The organism is Massilia niastensis DSM 21313 (assembly GCF_000382345.1).
Classification (GTDB): domain Bacteria; phylum Pseudomonadota; class Gammaproteobacteria; order Burkholderiales; family Burkholderiaceae_D; genus Telluria; species Telluria niastensis.
In genome coordinates, this window is the sequence record NZ_KB908119.1 from 20,741 (window position 1) to 38,688 (window position 17,948).

Annotated in this window: 16 protein-coding genes and 1 pseudogene; 11 read left to right on the plus strand and 6 right to left on the minus strand. The window is 58.2% G+C overall.

Translation table 11 applies throughout. The features are described from left to right. Positions 1-71: 71 nt before the first annotated feature. The 11 genes and pseudogenes from H162_RS0121600 (at position 72) to H162_RS35870 (ending at position 9,307) form a co-directional block, all read left to right on the plus strand. Complete coding sequence (locus H162_RS0121600) at positions 72-581, plus strand: toll/interleukin-1 receptor domain-containing protein (RefSeq protein WP_020655583.1); 510 nt, start codon at positions 72-74, stop codon at positions 579-581. Then, positions 482-2,656, plus strand: a complete 2,175-nt coding sequence (locus H162_RS0121605; protein ID WP_156885740.1) for an STAND family AAA ATPase — start codon at positions 482-484, stop codon at positions 2,654-2,656. Before H162_RS0121600 ends, H162_RS0121605 begins: the two co-directional genes overlap by 100 nt. Before the next feature lie 66 nt (positions 2,657-2,722). After that, positions 2,723-3,395: pseudogene (locus H162_RS31515) on the plus strand (IS6 family transposase). 104 nt (positions 3,396-3,499) lie between these two features. Further along, a complete protein-coding gene (locus H162_RS0121615) occupies positions 3,500-4,180 on the plus strand; it encodes a hypothetical protein (RefSeq protein ID WP_229452175.1) in 681 nt (226 codons plus the stop codon). After that, a complete protein-coding gene (locus H162_RS0121620) occupies positions 4,177-5,532 on the plus strand; it encodes a TnsB C-terminal domain-containing protein (RefSeq protein WP_026354921.1) in 1,356 nt (451 codons plus the stop codon). Before H162_RS0121615 ends, H162_RS0121620 begins: the two co-directional genes overlap by 4 nt. Positions 5,533-5,565: 33 nt before the next feature. After that, positions 5,566-6,159: a hypothetical protein gene (locus tag H162_RS34340; protein WP_156885741.1), complete on the plus strand. Its 594-nt coding sequence runs from the start codon at positions 5,566-5,568 to the stop codon at positions 6,157-6,159. A 29-nt stretch (positions 6,160-6,188) separates the two neighbouring features. Then, positions 6,189-6,689, plus strand: coding sequence for an AAA family ATPase (locus H162_RS35340; protein ID WP_229452177.1), 501 nt, complete (start codon positions 6,189-6,191; stop codon positions 6,687-6,689). Positions 6,690-6,697: 8 nt separating this feature from the next. Beyond that, complete coding sequence (locus H162_RS35345; protein ID WP_229452179.1) at positions 6,698-7,177, plus strand: hypothetical protein; 480 nt, start codon at positions 6,698-6,700, stop codon at positions 7,175-7,177. 248 nt (positions 7,178-7,425) lie between these two features. Next, complete coding sequence (locus tag H162_RS34345) at positions 7,426-8,112, plus strand: hypothetical protein (protein ID WP_156885742.1); 687 nt, start codon at positions 7,426-7,428, stop codon at positions 8,110-8,112. A 553-nt stretch (positions 8,113-8,665) separates the two neighbouring features. Beyond that, complete coding sequence (locus tag H162_RS0121645) at positions 8,666-9,013, plus strand: hypothetical protein (RefSeq protein WP_020655590.1); 348 nt, start codon at positions 8,666-8,668, stop codon at positions 9,011-9,013. 66 nt (positions 9,014-9,079) lie between these two features. Then, positions 9,080-9,307, plus strand: a complete 228-nt coding sequence (locus H162_RS35870; protein WP_020655591.1) for a tyrosine-type recombinase/integrase — start codon at positions 9,080-9,082, stop codon at positions 9,305-9,307. Between the two features lie 520 nt (positions 9,308-9,827). Here the strand turns inward: H162_RS35870 and H162_RS33425 are convergent. The 6 genes from H162_RS33425 to H162_RS0121680 form a co-directional block, all read right to left on the minus strand. Beyond that, on the minus strand, positions 9,828-10,922 hold the full coding sequence (locus H162_RS33425) for an alpha/beta hydrolase (protein WP_084677088.1): 1,095 nt from the start codon (positions 10,920-10,922) through the stop codon (positions 9,828-9,830). Between the two features lie 122 nt (positions 10,923-11,044). Further along, entirely contained in the window at positions 11,045-12,343 is a 1,299-nt protein-coding gene (locus H162_RS0121660) for a sugar MFS transporter (RefSeq protein WP_040787883.1), read from the minus strand. Positions 12,344-12,767: 424 nt separating this feature from the next. Further along, entirely contained in the window at positions 12,768-14,072 is a 1,305-nt protein-coding gene (locus tag H162_RS0121665) for a glycoside hydrolase family 1 protein (RefSeq protein WP_020655595.1), read from the minus strand. A gap of 236 nt (positions 14,073-14,308) precedes the next feature. After that, the gene (locus tag H162_RS0121670; RefSeq protein ID WP_020655596.1) at positions 14,309-15,160 is read right to left on the minus strand and encodes an alpha/beta hydrolase; all 852 of its coding nucleotides are present in this window, start codon (positions 15,158-15,160) and stop codon (positions 14,309-14,311) included. Positions 15,161-15,169: 9 nt separating this feature from the next. Further along, positions 15,170-16,414, minus strand: coding sequence for an amidohydrolase family protein (locus tag H162_RS0121675; RefSeq protein ID WP_026354922.1), 1,245 nt, complete (start codon positions 16,412-16,414; stop codon positions 15,170-15,172). A 137-nt stretch (positions 16,415-16,551) separates the two neighbouring features. Beyond that, positions 16,552-17,901 carry a family 1 glycosylhydrolase gene (locus H162_RS0121680; RefSeq protein WP_156885743.1) on the minus strand — a complete coding sequence of 450 codons (1,350 nt, stop codon included), beginning with the start codon at positions 17,899-17,901 and terminating at the stop codon, positions 16,552-16,554. Positions 17,902-17,948 lie beyond the last annotated feature (47 nt).

The window sequence follows — 17,948 nt, forward strand, 5'->3', positions numbered from 1 at the left end:
ACACTATGTAAAAGTTACACCATTTCCGCCAAGAACTAGATCGTAAACTATGGCAATATTTGCAATCCACTTTGTTTGCTACCTACACCATGCCAGTTAAGGTTTTTATCAGCTATTCCCACAAAGACGAGCATCACAAAGAGGCGCTCGCAGAACATCTGACTATGCTTCAACGGAACGGTGTAATTAGTACTTGGGACGATAGACAACTTGTCGCTGGCGACGACTGGAAAGATCAGATATCCGCTAACCTTGAGGAAGCAGAACTCATCCTGTTCTTGGTTAGCCCGTCTTTCCTCGCCTCCTCCTACTGCTTTGATGTCGAATTCGCAAGAGCACGTGCAAAGCACGCTGAAGGTAGCGCAATCCTAGTGCCAATCTTCGTGCGAGCTAGCGACTGGAAGTCAAGTGACCTTCAGGCTTACCAAGGATTGCCCAAAGATGCAGAGCCGGTGGCGAAATGGCCTGATCAAGACGAAGCATGGATGAATGTCATCGATGGATTGAAGAAGCGATTGGCTATATTTGCCACGAAGAAATCGACCGTGGTCATCTCTGCCGACCAAAAAAAAAAGCTATAGCTGAACCCTGCCTTACATGGCTGGACGACACAGAGGTCGCGCTGTCACATAGAAGAGTTAACAAAATTTCGTTGACTAGTATATATGTGTCATTGGACATCGAAGAGCTCGGTTCATCCCGTGCGGATGATCGCATCATCAAGAATTCGACCTATATTTTTGAGGAGAAGGGGCGCTTCTTAGTGTCTGGCGAGGAGCAACAAGGTAAGACAACTTTGTTGAAGAGTGCATTCCGCTTCTTTGCCGCGAAAGGGATACCAGTTGTGTATCTTAATGCATCATCTATAACTGGCTCGGACTTAAATAAGCTCATTGGTAAGGCTATTTCCTCACAATACGAAGGCCTCACTATTGATGACATCCTATCTGCTCAGGATCGAGTTCTCCTGCTGGACAACCTTCACGAAATCGGCCTAAACGAGAAATTTCGGGGTACTTTCCTCGAAGCAGTCACTGCCGCTTTCGACCACATCATTGTTACATGTAGCTCGTCTTTTATGTATTCCGTCCCCGATGTTACGACATTGGACGATTACAGGAAGTTTGAGTTGATGGGTATGGGGCATGTCAAACGCGCAGAAATCGTGGAGAAATGGGTGGCACTGGGTATAGAGGAGTCTATTTGTGAAAAGGACCTCTACAACCAATGCGATGAAATCAAAGCAAAGCTAGACGCAATCATTCGCAAAAATATCGTACCTGCTAAGCCAATTTATGTGCTTATGCTTCTGCAGATGCTGGAAGCATATTCGCAGCAGAGCCTTGATCTTTCATCATATGGTCACTGTTACCAGCAACTCGTCTATCAGGCCTTCGATAACGCCAAGATACCAAAGCGCGAGTTTGACACGTATCTTAACGTTCTTACAGAGCTATCTTGGGACATCCACACGTCTGGTGAGGGAATCAACTCTGCAGGACTAGATACGTTCTTTAAAAACTACCAAGAGACGTTTTTATCGGTAGATGGTGAGGCAATCATCACCAAGCTTGAGGCGAACTCAATCCTCCAGACACGTGACCATAGAATACATTTCAAGTATCCCTACCTATATTACTTTTTTGTAGCAAAGCGTATTGCTGAGTCTTATTCTACATCAGAGCAAACTCGCGAGTCAGTGAAGACTCTTATTGACAACCTGCATCGTGAAGACTACGCCAACATATTAGTTTTCGTCACCCATCACACGCGGGAAAAATGGGTATTAGATGAGATCAATACCGCCTTGGGCTCTCTGTTTTCCCAGCATGAGCCATCTACTCTATCCAAGGACGAGGTGGCATTCATGCAAGAGTTCATTGCCAAGATCCCGGAGTTGGTTATCGAGCAGCGTGAAATACGAGCTGAGCGTCAAAAACGCAACGAGGAACTCGACGAGATTGAGCGATTCGACGAAGAACCTGGCCCCTTATCGTTAAGTGAAGAGTCTAAGAAGGTATTGTCACATGAACTTCCTGCTCTCGTTAATAAAACTTTTAAGGGAATGGAGCTCTCAGGTCAGATAATCCGAAACCGCCACGCAACACTTCCAAGAGTCAAGCTCCTAGAACTTGCCCAAGAAGGGGCATTCTGTGGCCTTCGTTTTTTGACATTCTTTATCGACATCTCAGATGCCGCAAAGTCGGAAGTAATTAAATATGTGGCAAATAGTCTCAAAAGCAATCCAGAACTGACAAATGCCGAGATACAAGAGCATGCAACCAATCAATTTCTAGTGTTAACCTATGGGGTAATCAATAACGTTCTTCGTAAGATTGCCTCATCAATCGGTTCAAAAGAGGCTAGCGAAATATACGCACAGCTACAAATACAAGAGCAATCGCCGGCAGTTATCTTATTGGAACAAGCCATCTCTCTACAGTTCACAAGGAAACTTGATATAGCAAAGCTAAGCGATACTTATTCAAAGATCAAAAGCAATCCAGTGTGTGTTCGCATCCTGAAAGATATGGCTGTACAACATGTATATATGTTTCCCGTGGGATATAAAGAGAAACAACAACTATCCTCTCTGCTGCATATACCAGTTCAAAGCCAGCGCATAATGGACCGAAAGAAGTCCACAAAGGGATGAGTAATTAGTAAGATATGGCTCTGGTGCTAACCTGCAGCTGGGCTAGAATGACGGCCTTTGCCCAGCATGCGCAGTCCGAGCAAGAGCGACCTGTTCAAGGGTCGACACTTCGAACAAGAGATCATCCTTCTGTGCGTGCGCTGGTACCTGCGCTATAAGCTGGCGTACCGCGACCTGGTCGAGATGATGGCCGAGCGTGGCCTGCCGATCGCTCACACGACAATCCTTCGCTGGGTTCAGCGGTACGCGCCAGAGTTCGACAAGCGCTGGAGCCGCTTCTCGGCGGCGGTTGGTACTTCCTGGCGAGTGGATGAGACCTACGTAAGGATCCGCGGCCGGTGGGCGTATCTCTACCGTGCGGCTGATGCATTAGGCAAGACTGTCGACTTCCGGCTCTGCCCACGGCGCAACGTCGCCTCGGCAAAAGCCTTTTTTCGAAAGGCCCTGCGCTCCCAGCGTCGACCGCCCGCGACTATTACACTGGACGGCTACGCAGCCTCCCACCGGGCCGTGCGCGAACTTCAACAACAGGGACGACTTCCCACCTTGACCAAGCTTCGCTCGTCAAAATACCTGAACAATCTGATCGAACAAGATCATCGCAACGTGAAGTCCAGGCTGGGGGTCAATGCTGGGCTTAAAGAACCTCGCTTCTGCTGCCACGAGAATTCGTGGCATTGAGCTCATGCATCGCATTCGCAAAGGGCAGTTCGACTTGCGTAGTCGTCATACAAAGTAATTCTGTGAACACCCTCCTACGGTAACGCATTGATTTTTCAAGCCGCCTCGATCTTTTGTTCACACTTTTGCTTCGCATGCTAGCGAAGCAATTTTGGAACAAGCTTGAAATCCGAAGTAAATCTGCTAACTTGCTGGCAAACAGCCGAGACCCGCATGGCGCCTACGTCTTCGAAGCCACGCTTCACCCAGGCAATTGCCAGTGCGGGTCCGAACGATGCCGCGCGATATGAGTTTTGGGCGCCAAAAATCGGGCGCAGGGTGACGCTGTTCACCCCCTTACAAGTGCGCATCTGGACGCTGCTGGAAGGAACGCCTCGGGTTACCGCTTATTGCGAGCGACCGGCTTATTGGCAGCACGACGGTGGAAAACTTCTGCCGGATTTTTGGGTCAAGGCCGGGCGGCGCGAAGCATGCTGGATCATCACCAGCGACTCCCAACCGGAGGGTACCGAAACCCTGAGTTTGAGCGAAGAGATCGAGATGCGTTACATCGACGTCAGGAGCCTGGCGTCGCGCAGTGTCTGGATTGAGAACTGGATAAGGATCCTGCCGTATCTGTCGGCGAATGCGCGTTTCGTCAGCGACCGGCTAATGAGGGACATGGAACAGGCATCGTCGTCAGGGCCAACGCTGGGTGAAATCGAACGTGATTTCCAGCCTCACGATATCGTGCTAGTACGCACCGCGGTATTGATGCTGTTGCACCAGGGGCGCGTCAAGCCCCCCGCTCTGCGCGAACGGGCACTCGACTCCCGGACTGTTTTTCGGAGTTTAAGGCCATGAGCAAATCGCAAAGCACAGCTGGTACCGATCGCGCGGATCCAAGTGGATGGCCGACCGTGGCCTGGCCAATGCTCACCGATCGCCAGCGAGACTTGTTTCGGGCTCGAGAGGAAGCGGTGAGACGCTATTGCCGCCGTGAGCCGCTGCGTATCATCGCTGCCGCCACCGGCGTCCCCTTTAACTCGATACCTCGGCTCTATGAACGCTGTCTTCAAACGCATGCTGATAGTCGGATGCAGGGCTTCCGTGCCCTGGTCCCTTACGAACGGATCAAACCCTATCGGCGCCTGGTAAAGATTGGGCGAGCTGGCATTGCTGGTAAGGCTGGCGTATTTTCCCAGCTGCTGCAGCGCCACCCCGAGCTTGAAGCCTTGATCGTCAGTGAATTGCAGGCGCATCGCGTCGTCGTGACCGAGGGACCGAAAGGCTTGATCCTCTCTGGATTAAGCGGCTTGCATCGGCGCTTTCGCCAGTTGTGCCTGCAGCTCGGTTTGACCGAACGCGACTACCCATTGGTGCAGAAGCAGCAAGGCATCCGAAGTCTGGCTGCGGCCGCGAAAGCCGTCGCGACGCGCACGTTCGAAACCGCCGCCGGCTCTGCGTTGGCAGACAAGCGCTCCGGCGGTGTGCGACCCGACGTCCAGGGGTTGCCGTCGGTAGCGACGCAGCCTTATGACGCCGTCGAATTCGATGGCCATCGCATCGACGTGCTTCTGCGCGTCGTCTTCGAGCGTGTTCCCGGTGTTGAGGAGTCGTTCGACATCGAGCGTGTCTGGCTGCTCACCATCATCGACGTGTGCAGTCGTGCCATATTGGGCTATCACATCGTGCTCGAACCGGAATACAGCCGCTTTGACGTGCTCAAAACCGTGGAGCGCTCGCTGGTGCCGTGGCGCCCTCCGCCACTCAGCATTCCAGGCCTACGCTATGCCCCCGGTGCGGGCATCCCGTCGGAGCGTTTTCCAGAATTGGGCTATGCAGTCTGGAACGTATTCAGCTTCGATAATGCGCGTGCCAATCTGGCTCAGGACACGTTGCGTGTGTTGACCGAAGTTATCGGATGCGGCGCCCACGCCGGGCCGGCCTATCGGCCCAACGGGCGGCCGCACATCGAACGTTTCTTCGGTACTCTGGCGTCGGTCCTGGCGCATCGTCTGCCGGGCACTACTGGAACCGGTGTCACCGATCCACGCCGGAGGATAGAGGAACTGGATGCTGGCGCACCGGCCGTGGTGCGTCTCGCCGAACTAATGGAACTGACAGCAGTTGCCATCGCCAACTACAACGCCCAACCTCATACCAGCCTGGGCGGCCGCTCGCCGCTGGAAACGTTGGGTTACTACATCGATTAGAAGCGCATCGCGCTACGCTGGCTGGCCGAACCCATGCGACGTCATCTGTGTCTTCTGCAGCACCAGCATGAAGGTCATGTGCGTGGCAGTATCGCGCGTGGCGTGCGGCCTTACATTCAGTTCTTCAGGGCGAGTTACACCAGCCACAGCTTGGCAAGTCGTGCAGACCTGATTGGGCAACCGGTAAAGATTTATTTCGATGTCGAGGACGTACGTCTATTGCGCGTATTCGATGTCGGTGGACGTGAGCTCGGCGTGGTCGAGGTCCAGGGTGCATGGCGCCATACAGCGCATACGCTGCGCATGCGCAGGGAAATACTGGCATTGGTGCGCGATCGTAAGCTGCTCCTCGTGCGCTACGACGATCCGGTGCAGTGCTATCTGGAGTACCTGCGCAAGCATGCAGGCAAACGGCGCCGTTCGGCCAGCAAAGCGGAAACGGCACGCCGTGCCGTCCAGGATGCATCACCGGCGCCGCAGGCCCCACCCGGGCCGGTTCAATCCGATGACAAAACGAGGGCCCCGTTGGAGGCGGCTTCCGGGAATGCGGAGGATGCCACCGCCTCGAGCGGCCCAGTAAAAGGACGGAGCCTGAGCATCGGTACCGGTCAGGTGTTCTCGCGTTAGCCTCTCCTCAGGACATAAGGTGCCCACCCGTGAGCCAGTCTAAACCGCCCGGACGACCCGTCGCCAATGAGCGGCATCCATTCTCCACACGCACCTACCGTGTCGCGACCACCGCCATCGAGCAATGCTGGCTGCTGGTGTCGAAATGCCTGCAGTATCGGATTCCCGGTGCGCTGATCTATGGCGAAAGCCGGTTGAGCAAAACCTACGCGATCAAATACCTGCGCATGCTGATCCACCGCGAGCTGCCCTGCGTGCCGACCTTTCACGTGCAGGCCGAGTACAAGGTCAGTCGCAGCGAAGGAGCATTCTTCTCCAGCTTGTTGCGCGCGGTACGCCATCCGCAACCTGATGTCGGCCGTAACGCCTATAAACGCAAGGCCCTGCACGATCGCCTGCTGGCGGTGGCCGAATCCCAGGGCGGCGCCACGATCGTCTTGTTTTGCGACGAGGCCCAGCGCTATTCCCTGCACGAATACGAATGGCTGCGCGATGTCCATGACGAACTGGCCAGAGCGGCGTACGCCTGACGACGTTTTTGTTCGGCCAGGAGCGGCTCTGCGAGCAGCGCGCCCTCTTCCAGGAGTCCGGCGACACGCAGATCGTCAAGCGCTTCATGGTCGAGACCTTGCGCTTTCGCGGGGTTTGCAGTGCCCTCGACGCCGCGACCTGCCTCAGGAGTTACGACGAACATGAATATCCCGCTGCGAGTGGCTGGAGCTTCACGCGCTACTACCTGCCCTACGCGTTCGAGACTGGTCTGCGGCTGGAGCAGTGCGCGCATCCGGTCTGGAATGCCTTCTCGATGGCGCACCAGCATGCGGCGCTTGCAGGCAGAGTCGAAATCCCGATGGAGTACTTTTCACGCGCGGTGGAAGCCGTCCTGTTGGACGGCCTGACACGCGATGCGCTCGGCTTTGAGCTGACCGAACAACGCTGGAGCGAGGTGGTGAGACATTGCGGCTATGTCGCTTCCGAACAGGCCGTCGAGCGTAACGCGCGCGGGCTGGGCCACTGAGTCCGCCTTCGCATGGGCTTGCCATTACTCGTTATTCCGCCTGGCGGCATCAGCGTGGTCGCCTCGCTCAGGCTTCCGCCACAGCTATTCGCACCTTACGAGACGGCGTGGGCATGGGGTGCCAAGCTGGCCGCGGTGAATGCACTGTCGGCCTTCGAAGTGGCTGCGCTGATGGGGATCCCGGCGGCGCAGCCGCGCTCGTTGCTACCGTGCGTATACCGCGAGCTGCTCTGACATCAGGAAGGAGCATGGCATTGCCATCTTGGCGGGTCAAACCGGCTTTCCTGGGCGGCGATCTGGAATGTCTGCATCCCTTGATGTCCGAGTCGCTGCGCAGGTGTCCGGCATGCGTCAGGCTGGGCTACCATTTTGTTCTTCACCAGGTGCGTGCTCTTGGCACCTGTCCGCTGCACCACGTGCTGCTGCGCGAGCACTGTGCGAGCTGCGGGACGCACCTGGCATATGACCTGGGCTCGTCCAAAGTGCATGGCCCGATCACCTGCCCGAACTGTGCGGAGCCGCTGCTCCCAGTCACACGAAGCGGCTATCCGACCACCGCTGCGATCACGGCCAGGGAATTCGGCTTGATCGCGCGCTGGCTGGCCTTCTTGAAGCGCCGGGCAGCGCAGCCAGCGTGGCGCAACGGGAGCGCTGCAATAGATACCAGCCAGTCTGCCCTGAATGCGTCAACGCGCGAGTCGCTGCAGGCAATCATGCCAGCCGGTGCAGCACGGCGTCCGGTCACCAGGCAGCACGTGCGCTGGACTGACGATACGGAACATCGCGAACTGGAGCAGCGCTACTGGCAGGATGCCAATGCGCGCTGGCGGCAATGCGATAGACAATCGCGCCAGTGGTACCGGCACCTGTTACAAGGCCTGCCGCAGAGGACACACCAAGCTCACACGTGCTCGCTTTCGTATACTGGCGCATGACCTGGCAGGGCTGTAGCAATCCATATCTGCTGCGCCGTAGCCTTCGCTTGCCGTTGTACGGCGTCGCAGAATGGCAGGCTGCCGGGCCGGCACCGGATAAGGACGATCTCGACGCACATTTGAGCGCCTTTTCTGTGGCACTGGATGCATCGTGGAGCGAGTGGCTGGACTGCATCGACCTGCTTGGAGTCTCTACGTTGGAGCGGCGAACCTGGCGTTTGCGTGCCGGCCCAAGCTCCTACGTTCCATTGCCGCAGAGACAGCGAAAACGTACTGCCGGCAATTTCGCATAATTGCTTCGCGACGTCGCCAAGCTCTTGTTTTTAAGGGATGATGCTGAGGCATTCTCAACAAACCATTTTGTTCACACTTTTACTTCGTTTTTTTCGCAAAATTACTTCGCATGACGGAAAGCGCCGGCGCCGCGCGAGCTCAACGTGTCCCGCGCGATTCACCTGGATTTGTACGACATCGTCCTGCAGGTCATGGATGACCAGGACAGCGAAGCGCTCACCGACCGCAGGTCCTACCTGCGCGACAGGTTCGTGCTCGTATGCTGCGGGAAACCGCCCTGCGCGCCTCTGAACTTGTCGGTGCGAAGATGGGGGCTTTCAAACAGTTCGATGATCCACACGCGCGTAAGACGTACTGGGTGCTCGATGTCAGTGCGCATGACGCCAAGGGCGGCAAGGCACGCACCGTGCCGGTAACGAAGGTATTAATGGACGCGTTCATCTCCTACCGGATGGGCTTTAGGTTGCCAGCCTATCCGTCTCACGGAGACGCAACTCCCCTGCTGCTGTCTCTGCGCACGCGCAAGGTGCAGCTAGCGACTGGGGCCATCACCAGGACCAGCGACAAGCGCCTGTTTGGCGCTTGGGGCAGCGTCCAGACGCGATAGGGTCTGCATAAAATCGTCATCGGACGCCTCGAGGGCGCTGCGTTATATCTCGACAGCCAGGAAGATATGGAAGGCGCGTCACGGCTGCGTGATGCATCATCGCACTGGCTGAGGCATACCTTCGCGATGGCTACCCTGCTCAAGGGGCAGGAAATTCGCAGCGTCGCGGCGTTGCTCGGGCACAGCAGCGTGAACACGACGATGGTGTACACCGGACAGCAGACGCTTGATCTGGTACGGGCCTTCGAGGAAGCCGAACCACATTCCCTCGCAGCAGCGCAATTGACACAATAGTGGACTTGCAAGTCATGACGTCCTCGTTGAGCGCGGTTAAAGCCAACATCGACATGTGGTGATCTGCACTAAGCAGGACGTGCTGGGTTGACGAACCGCATTCTAATGGCAACACGTAGGCCTACCGTAGGAGTACTGCAGGAGTGCGCAGAGTATGTGTTACTCCTGTTTCAGTCCAACTCACTCTTGACGGGAAAAGACCGACCACCATGCAGCGTCCGCAATAAATTATGAACGTATGCAGGAACGTGGGTATCGAATAATTGAAAGTGGCGTGTTGCGTTTCGCAACACGCCGCCGCTATCCAACCTCCAAGCTTGCTATCTGCGCATTACGTTTCTCGCGACGCGCCGACCGTGGTTTATTGAAAGCTCCTCACCTCTAAAGATGTCAGCAAAAATGGGGTTCGGCTGACTTGGCGGCTATAGCGTTCAATTTACTCAGCGCACATTACGTAAACTACTTTGTCGTGAAGGTAGATACGATATCCGTCGACACCAGACCGAGAAAGCAGCTCGGCCTACAGGGGGCGCGCGGGCTTCAAAGTATCCTTGATGAAGCGGGTCATCCTGGCGAGAGCAGCGTCTGACTCCGGAGTACCTGCCATCATTACTTGGTGTACGTGCGGCATCCCTTCGTACAAATCCAGTTCGGCACGCTGTCCCCCTTGTACGATGGCCTGATAATGGCGTACGAAATTGCTCAGAAATATTTCGCGGGTACCGCCTTGGATCAAGGTCGGCGGATAGCCTTTACGGTAGTCGCCGTACACGGGCGAGACGTATGGATTTTTCTGATCGGCAGGGGAAGCATAAGCGGCCGCGCAGACATCCAGGAATCCCGCATAGCTCAGGAAATCGGTGTCTTTCAGCGTGACATACGAGTCGCCCGATTCAGTAATGTCGGACCACGGCGACCACAGCACAAGTGCGCCAGGCATCCCTGATCCCTCGTCCCGCATGCGCAGCACCGCTCCTGCTACCAGCCCACCACCTGCAGAGTCTCCGAATACCCCTATCGATCCCAGCGGCGTTCCAGCTTGCTGCAAACCTCGTAGTACAGAAATCACCTGCGCAGTTGCGACTTTCCACTTGGCCTGTGGCGCCAACGTGTAGTCGATCGAGATCACTGGCATTCCAGTAGCGTGGGCCACCATCGCTGCCGATCCCAGTGTTGAACGCACGCTACCGAATGTATAAGCGCCGCCATGTGCATAAACCAGCTTGCGGCCGTCCCGCAGGACTTGTGGCGGCAGGACTTCAACTACAGGTACGCCCGCTATGAGGCGTTCGCGCACCTCTACAGGAAAGCGTTTGAGAAGGGCTTTGTCGTAGACGTCGGTCATCGCGGCAAATTTGACTTGCTCCGCCTTCCAGCCGGCGAAATCATCGAGCTTAGGTAATTTAAAGTCCGGCTTTGCAGTTTGTGCTGCCTGCATGACGGACATTTTTGCAAAAGCGGCAGGCGACACGGTCGTTGGCGGTGGCGGCGACGCGTGCAAAGATAAAGGCAACGTGATTGCGCTCGCGAACAACAGGCGACGTATCAACGGATAGACGTTCCTCGACTTCATCGGATCCCTCGCCTTTGATTCATTTTTACGAAAATTGTTCATGTCTGATCAGGAATTTGTGGAGAAAATCAGTATGGGCGAGTCGCATGCAGTCAACGCCACCCGCAATATGAGTGTAATAACGCCGCTGATTGAGAAACTCACGGCGACGTCGGGATGCCGCGCTATGTTTGCGTGGCGACGTGGCTGGTGCGTGCTCCCCACATTGCGTAGAACAACACATACAGTTCGCATGCCGCCGTCAGGAGGAAAGACAGTTGCAAGCCGATCGTATCGGCGAGCCAGCCTTGTACAATCACCAGCGCACCGCCCGCAATCGCCATGATCAACAGCCCGGCCCCCTCCTCGGTAAGGGGACCCAAGTCCTTGATGCCTAATGTGAAGATGGTCGGGAACATCACGGAGTGGAACAAGCCGACGGAAATCAGCGCCCACATTGCGATATGTCCCGTCCCCAGTGCCGCGATCAACATGACGACAAATGCGCCAATACTCGCAAGAGCCAGGACGCGCTCGGCGGATATCCGCCGCATCAACGCGCTACCGGCGAAGCGCCCGACCATCATGCCTCCCCATAGCAGGAACAGGTAGTGCGCTCCCTGTTCATGGTTCAGGTTCGCGATGTCTGGCTGTGCAACAAAGTTGATGAACAGATTGGCGACCCCGATCTCGGCGATCAAGTAGATGAAAATGGCTGGGATGCCGAAAACCAGATTGCGGTGGCGCCACAGCGACAGCGAGGCGCGCTGTCCTTTACTGGCGCGGCGGCTGCCGGCGTGCAGTGCTGGAAGTGGAAAGCGGGCGATGACTACTGCCAGGACCACTAGCACGGCCGCCACAATCAAATAAGGCAGTTGGACCGCCTGCGCATCCGCCAGACGTTCGGCATGGGTCAACACCTGCCCCGCTTCCGCGGTGCCAGAATTCGAGCGACCCAAGATCAGGTAGGCGCCGAACAAGGGCGCCAGAGTGGTGCCCAGCGAATTGAATGCTTGGACAAGATTCAGGCGTGACGACGCGGTCGAAGCCGAGCCGACAACGGCCACATACGGATTGGCCGACACCTGGAGCAAAGTGATGCCGCATGCGATCACGAACAGCGCGCACAGTGTCATCATATACGACGGGAGCCGCGCCGCTGGAATCATCATCAGTGCGCCGACGGCCATAACGACCAGTCCAGTGACCATTGATTTCTTGTAGCCGAGGCGCTTGATCACACGCGCCGACGGAATCGAAGCAACGAAATAGGCAATGAACCACACCGACTCGATCATCGTCGTCTGGGTGTAATTCAAGTCGAACACGCTACGCAAATGAGGCAACAGCGTATTGTTGATGACAGTGATAAATCCCCAGGTGAAGAACAGGCTCGACAACAGCGACATTACGGCAGCATTGCTGACGCTTGAGAGCGAATGCACAGGTGTGCTGCTATCGCGGGTGACGACGGGACCAGGCATCGGAAACTCCTTAATACGGTTAAAAAAGCTCCGTTCCAGCGGAGACGTCGCACTTGACCATCGGCGCTGAAGTCGAGATTGCAGCGGATTACATTCGGTTCTGCGCTTGTCATCACCATGGTCACGCAGTCAGGGAGCGGTTCTTCGCCAAGTCGCCGAGAAAGCGCTACCGCAGCGCTTCTCAGCCCGCGACCGCAAAGCGTATGCATACCCCAGTAGACTGAGCTAATAGAATTTGCAGCCAACGAAGGGAGTCGAATGCAGGGCCTGAACGGGCCACACTGCTCCCACGTTCTACCAGCGGCGTATCACATTCACGCCCGTTGATAAGAACGCGCCAGTGCATTTTTGCCACGGTAGAGTATTCGCATTGGCATCCGGGATCGATGTCCTGAAGCAGCATTGCGGATCTTGGTTGTCCCGATCAAAGAGAATTGCGTCTGGCAATCGCGGCAAACACTGCGGCGCTGGGCTTGGGTGTTCGAACAAAGGTCTTAGGATCGACGGAAGCCAAGCCCAACTTCGGTGCAAAGCCCGATACCCATTCGAAGTTGTCAATCAGAGTCCAGTGAATGTAGCCGAGCACGGGAACACCGTCGTCCATGACGCGCTTGAGTTCGGCCAACGCCAAGGGCAGCTGGCTGATCCGAATCTTGTCATCGGTTATGTAATAGCCGTGTTCCGTCACCATCACCGGCAGGCCGGTCGCTTCGTGCACATACCGGACCGCACCGGCCAGTGAGGATGGGTAAATGCCTTGACCTTCCGAACTGAGCGGCACGCCCGCTGGATCGGGCAGCTTGCCTTTGGCGTCCCAGACGTTGCGCACGTAGTTTTGCACGCCAACAAAATCGTCGCCCTTGACGTTGTCGATCCACGCCCCGTAGAAGATCTTGCGCATTTCGTCGCGCTTACTGCCAGGTCCGGCCGCCTGGTCGTCAGCCACCGCCAGCGTGGCACCAACTGGCAAGTCGGAGCGCGCCGCCTTAATGGCGCTCTTGCCCAGTTTGTGCGCCTTGAGCATGTTCGGCAGCATGTTGTGAATCTCGCCGAACGCCGGACCGCCGATAAAGTTGTCGACGCCATGAGCGCGTGAGGCTGCAACCAGCATTGCTTTCTGCGCCGCGATCGCCTGGGGTGGCACCATGGCCCGGGCAATCAGGAGGCCGTTCGGTTCATTAAGGGTGAACGCGACACCGATCAGATCACCGAAATAACGCATCACGCGGTCGCAGTAGCGGGCGAACAGGTCGGGCGCATCCGGATGGGTCCAACTGCCTTGGGCGGCGAACCATACCGGCACCGTCCAGTGATTGAAGGTCACCATCGGCGTCAGGCCGCGCTGGCGGCACCCTGCGACGACACGCTTGTAGTGATCCAGCATTGCAATGGAAAATTGCCCTGGCGCGGGTTCGATGCGCGACCACTCGATGGAAAAACGATAGCAGTTCAGTCCCATCGACTTGGCTAGATCCAGGTCGGCTGCCCACAAGATCAGGCTATTGCATGCGTCGCCGGAGGGCTCGGAGAAAAGGGTCGGCTTGGTATGTTCCAGCACCCAAAAGTCGCTATTGACGTTGTTACCTTCGATCTGGTGCCCTGCGGTCGCCGCTCCCCAATGGAAGCCCTTCGGGAAGGTACGCTTGGATGGCGCACTGGCCGTTGCAGCCCACGCTGGCACTGCCATCATGGCCACACTCGATGCAATAAAATTTCTTCGGTTAAACATCCGACGTCTCCTAGTTCTTGTTTTTCATCAGCAACGGCAGTCCGTTGTCATGACCAAGTATAGAAGCTCAAGTTCTCTGACTCGAAGCCTTAAAATGCGATACCTACTATCTGCTTCTAATAGGGACTGTTTTGTTTTCCACTCTCCGAAGAGAATACGATGTTTGCAGTCGAGCTTACCGCGGTCGGTACGAGTCAATCTGCTGTGTTCGCTACCGGCGAGCGAAAGCACGCTGGCTATATCGACACTTGTGCTTCATCGCCGCTGTTGATCGAATAGACCTGGCTCAGGTGGTTGTGGCCGCGCACCACGGAGATCTGCGGCTGGAAGCCGTGCTGCGTGACCAGGCGGGCAAACAGCTCCCCGGCCTGGGCCTGCATCTGGATCGGATCCAGCTCCGCATAACTGATCGCCAGGGGAAACGGCTCGGCGTCGATCTGCGCGATGGTCGACATCTCCCGGTAAGCGCTGAAATCCGGGCCGAAATAGGCTTCGTTGCGCGGGTCGGGCGTCGCGATCCCGAGCTGGCTGCGCGCCAGCAGCTCCAGCTCGGCGTTGTAGACCCCGGACGCCAGGAAGGCGCCGGCGATCCGCAGGCCGCCGGGAGGATGGAAGCGCCGCATCAGGGTCGCGGCCGCGATGTGCGCGGCGCCGGCCGATTCCCCGACCAGCACGATATGGTCCGGATTCCCGCCGTGCGCCGCCACGTTGTCGCGCGCCCAGGCCAGTACCGAGGACACGTCCTCGGCCCCGGCCGGCCAGCGGTTGCGCGGGCCGAGGCGATAGTTCGGCAGCACGGCCAGCACCCCGTGGCGCGAAAAATAGTGGCCGACATGATAGCGATCGGCCTTGTCGCCGCGGATGAAGCCGCCGCCATGCAGGAAGATCACGACCGGCGCCGGACCGTCGGCGCCCAGCGGCAGGTACAGGTCGAGACGGTGGAGCTCATCCATGCCATAGGCGATGTCCGGCACCACGGCGCCGCCGCGCGGCGCGTCCGCCAGCAGCGGCGCATACAGCGCCTTGGCCGCCGGCGGGTCGATCACCGGACCGGCGGCCCGGATGGTTTCCTCGAAATCTCGCGTCATCGATCGTCCTTACAGCGCGGCCAGCGCCGGATCCTTGTGGAAGCGGCCATCCTTCATGATGGCGCGCAGGTGGCTGCGGTCCTGCAGCACGGTCACGTCTTCCACCGGATTGCCGTCCAACAGCAGCAGGTCGGCCAGGAAGCCCGGACGGACCTGCCCCAGCTTGTCGCCCATGCCCATCAGTTCACCGCCCAGCAGGGTCGCCGCCGACAGCGCTTCCTCGGGGCTGTAGCCGAAGTGCTGGACGAACAGTTCCAGGTCGCGCGCGTTGCGGCCGTTCGGATTGAACGGAAAGCCGTAATCGCCGCCCGGCAGGATCTTCAGGCCGCGCCGCTTCAGCTCGGGAATCAGCTTCTTCTGCAGTTCCAGCACCTCGGCCGCGCTGCGCTTCATGTGGCTCATGTCGAAGTGCGGCGGCGGCGCCGCGTCCAGGGTCGCCTGGATGATGCCGATCGCCGGCGCGATGTAGATCTCGTCACGCCTGGCTTCCAGCATGTCGAGCGCTTCCTCGTCGGCATAGGTGCAGTGGTACAGCACCCTGAAATTGGCGCGCAGCGCCATCTTGATCGCCTCCGCCGCCTGCGCATGGCATGCCAGCCAGACGCCGGATTCGCGCGCCTGCTCGCCGGCCGCGCTGGCCTCTTCCTGGGTGTACAGCAGCTGCTGCGAGGCGCCGGGCATCAGCGCATCTTCGCCCGACAGCAGGAACTTGACCGACTTGGCGCCGAGCGTCGCGCACTGCCGGACGAAGGCGCGCATCGCGTCCGGACCGCTGCCGTGGTCGGCGGTCTGGCCCGGGTCGAGCTCCTCGCCTTCCTGCGGCGGCGAACGTTCGATCGACGAAGCCACCAGGCGCGGACCTGGCATGCCGCCGCTGGTGATGAAACTGTTCAGCACCACTTCGACCGTCTTGCTCAAGGCACCCGCCGAATACGCGCTGGTAAAGCCATGGTCGAGCAGGATGCGCGCGTTGCGCGCGGTGGTCAGCACCAGGTCTTCGGGCGGCAGCGCCATGCCGGGCACGAAGCGCTCGACCGAGCTTGGCCACGACAGGTGGGCATGGGCCTCGACCAGGCCGGGCATCAGGGTTCCGCCATGCCCATTGATGACTCGATCGCCCTCTTTGCGTTCGACGGTCTGGCCGGGAGCACTCACTTCGGTGATGCGATTGCCTTCCACACGCACGGCGCCGACTCCCGGATGTGAGCGGGCGCCGTCGAAGATGCGTACGTTATCAAAAATAATCCCGCCCACGGTGTTGTCTCCTGTTATTTGCATCGAATGAAGGGCTTCAGCTTAGCGGCGCCGCTGCGGCAGCCAAAGCCTAATTTGGCGATACCTGCTATCGTCAGCGGACGTCCTGTACCAGCACCCGGCACGTCACCTGGCAGTCAGATCCCGTTGGCCTTGGCGATTTTCCCGAGCACGTAGGCGCTCGGCTTGATGGTGCGTTTCATCGTGCCGCGGTCGACGCCGATCAGGCCAAAGCGCGGACCGTAGCCGAAGATCCACTCGAACTTGTCGATCAGCGACCAGTGGATGTAGCCGCGCACGTCGATGCTATCCTTCAGGCAGTTCGCCACGCTTTGCACCGCGGTGTTGATGTAGGCGACGCGGCGGGCATCGTTGTCGGTCGAGATGCCGTTCTCGGTCACGTAGATCGGCAGCTTCACGTTTTGGGCCGTGTAGCGGAGGGTTGCCTCGAGCGCCTGCCGGTAGTATTCCATGTGGCCGGTGGTGATTTCGGCATCCTTCGGCGGCGGCCGCACGCCGTCCTGCCCGATCAGTTCGCGGGTATAGGTCTGCACCCCGATGAAGTCGCCATTGCGGGTGATCGCCTTGAACCACGGTTCGTAGGCGATGGCGCGCTTGCGCTCAACCATGGCCTCGCCGCCGTCCACGGCCTGGTCGTCGGCGATCGCGATCGACAGGCCGACCGGAAGTTTTGGATCGACCGACTTGATCGCCTTGTAGCCCAGTTCATGCGCCTGCAATAGGCCAGCTTCGATCTTCGCGAAGTCGCCGAAGATCCACGCCGAGAATTTGCCGGTGCCGCTCAGCTGGCCCGCCTTCGCCAGCATCTCGCGCATGCGCGGGTTGTCGGCCATGCCCGACAGCGGGCCTGGGATGCCGAACAGCAGGCGCGGCAGGTTCGGCTCGTTGAAGGTGGTGGCGACGTCCATCAGGTGTCCGAGGTGGCGCGCCACCTTGTCGCAGTAGCGCGCATACAGCTGCGCCGACCCTTCCGCCTCCCAGCCGCCCCTGGCCGCGAACCAGCGCGGATTGACGAAGTGGTTGAAGCTGACCATGGTCTTGATGCCGCGTTTACGGCAGGCTTGCAGGACGTCGCGGTAATGCTCCAGCGCGGCGACAGAGAACATGCCCTCCACCGGCTCGACGCGGGCCCATTCGATGGAAAAGCGGAAGGTGTTCAGGCCGACCGAGGCCAGCATGGCGATATCCTGGTCGAACAGGCGGTAGTGGTCGACCGCGGAACCGGACGGCTCCTTGAACTCGGTGGGCTGGAGATTCTCGAGGAACCAGGCGTCGCTGGCGACGTTGTCGCCTTCGGCCTGGTGGCCCGCGATGGCCGCGCCCCACAGGAAGCCTTTCGGGAAGCCGCGGCCGGCCTTGGCCGCGGCGCTCACGGCGTCGGGCAGCAGCGCGGCGCCCGCCAGCGCCGTGCCCATGCCCAACAGATTGCGACCTCGTGCGTTATGTCCGTTCTTGAATTGTGCCATGCTAGTCTCTTGTCTTGTTGTGTGAACATGTCCGATGCCGGCGGGCG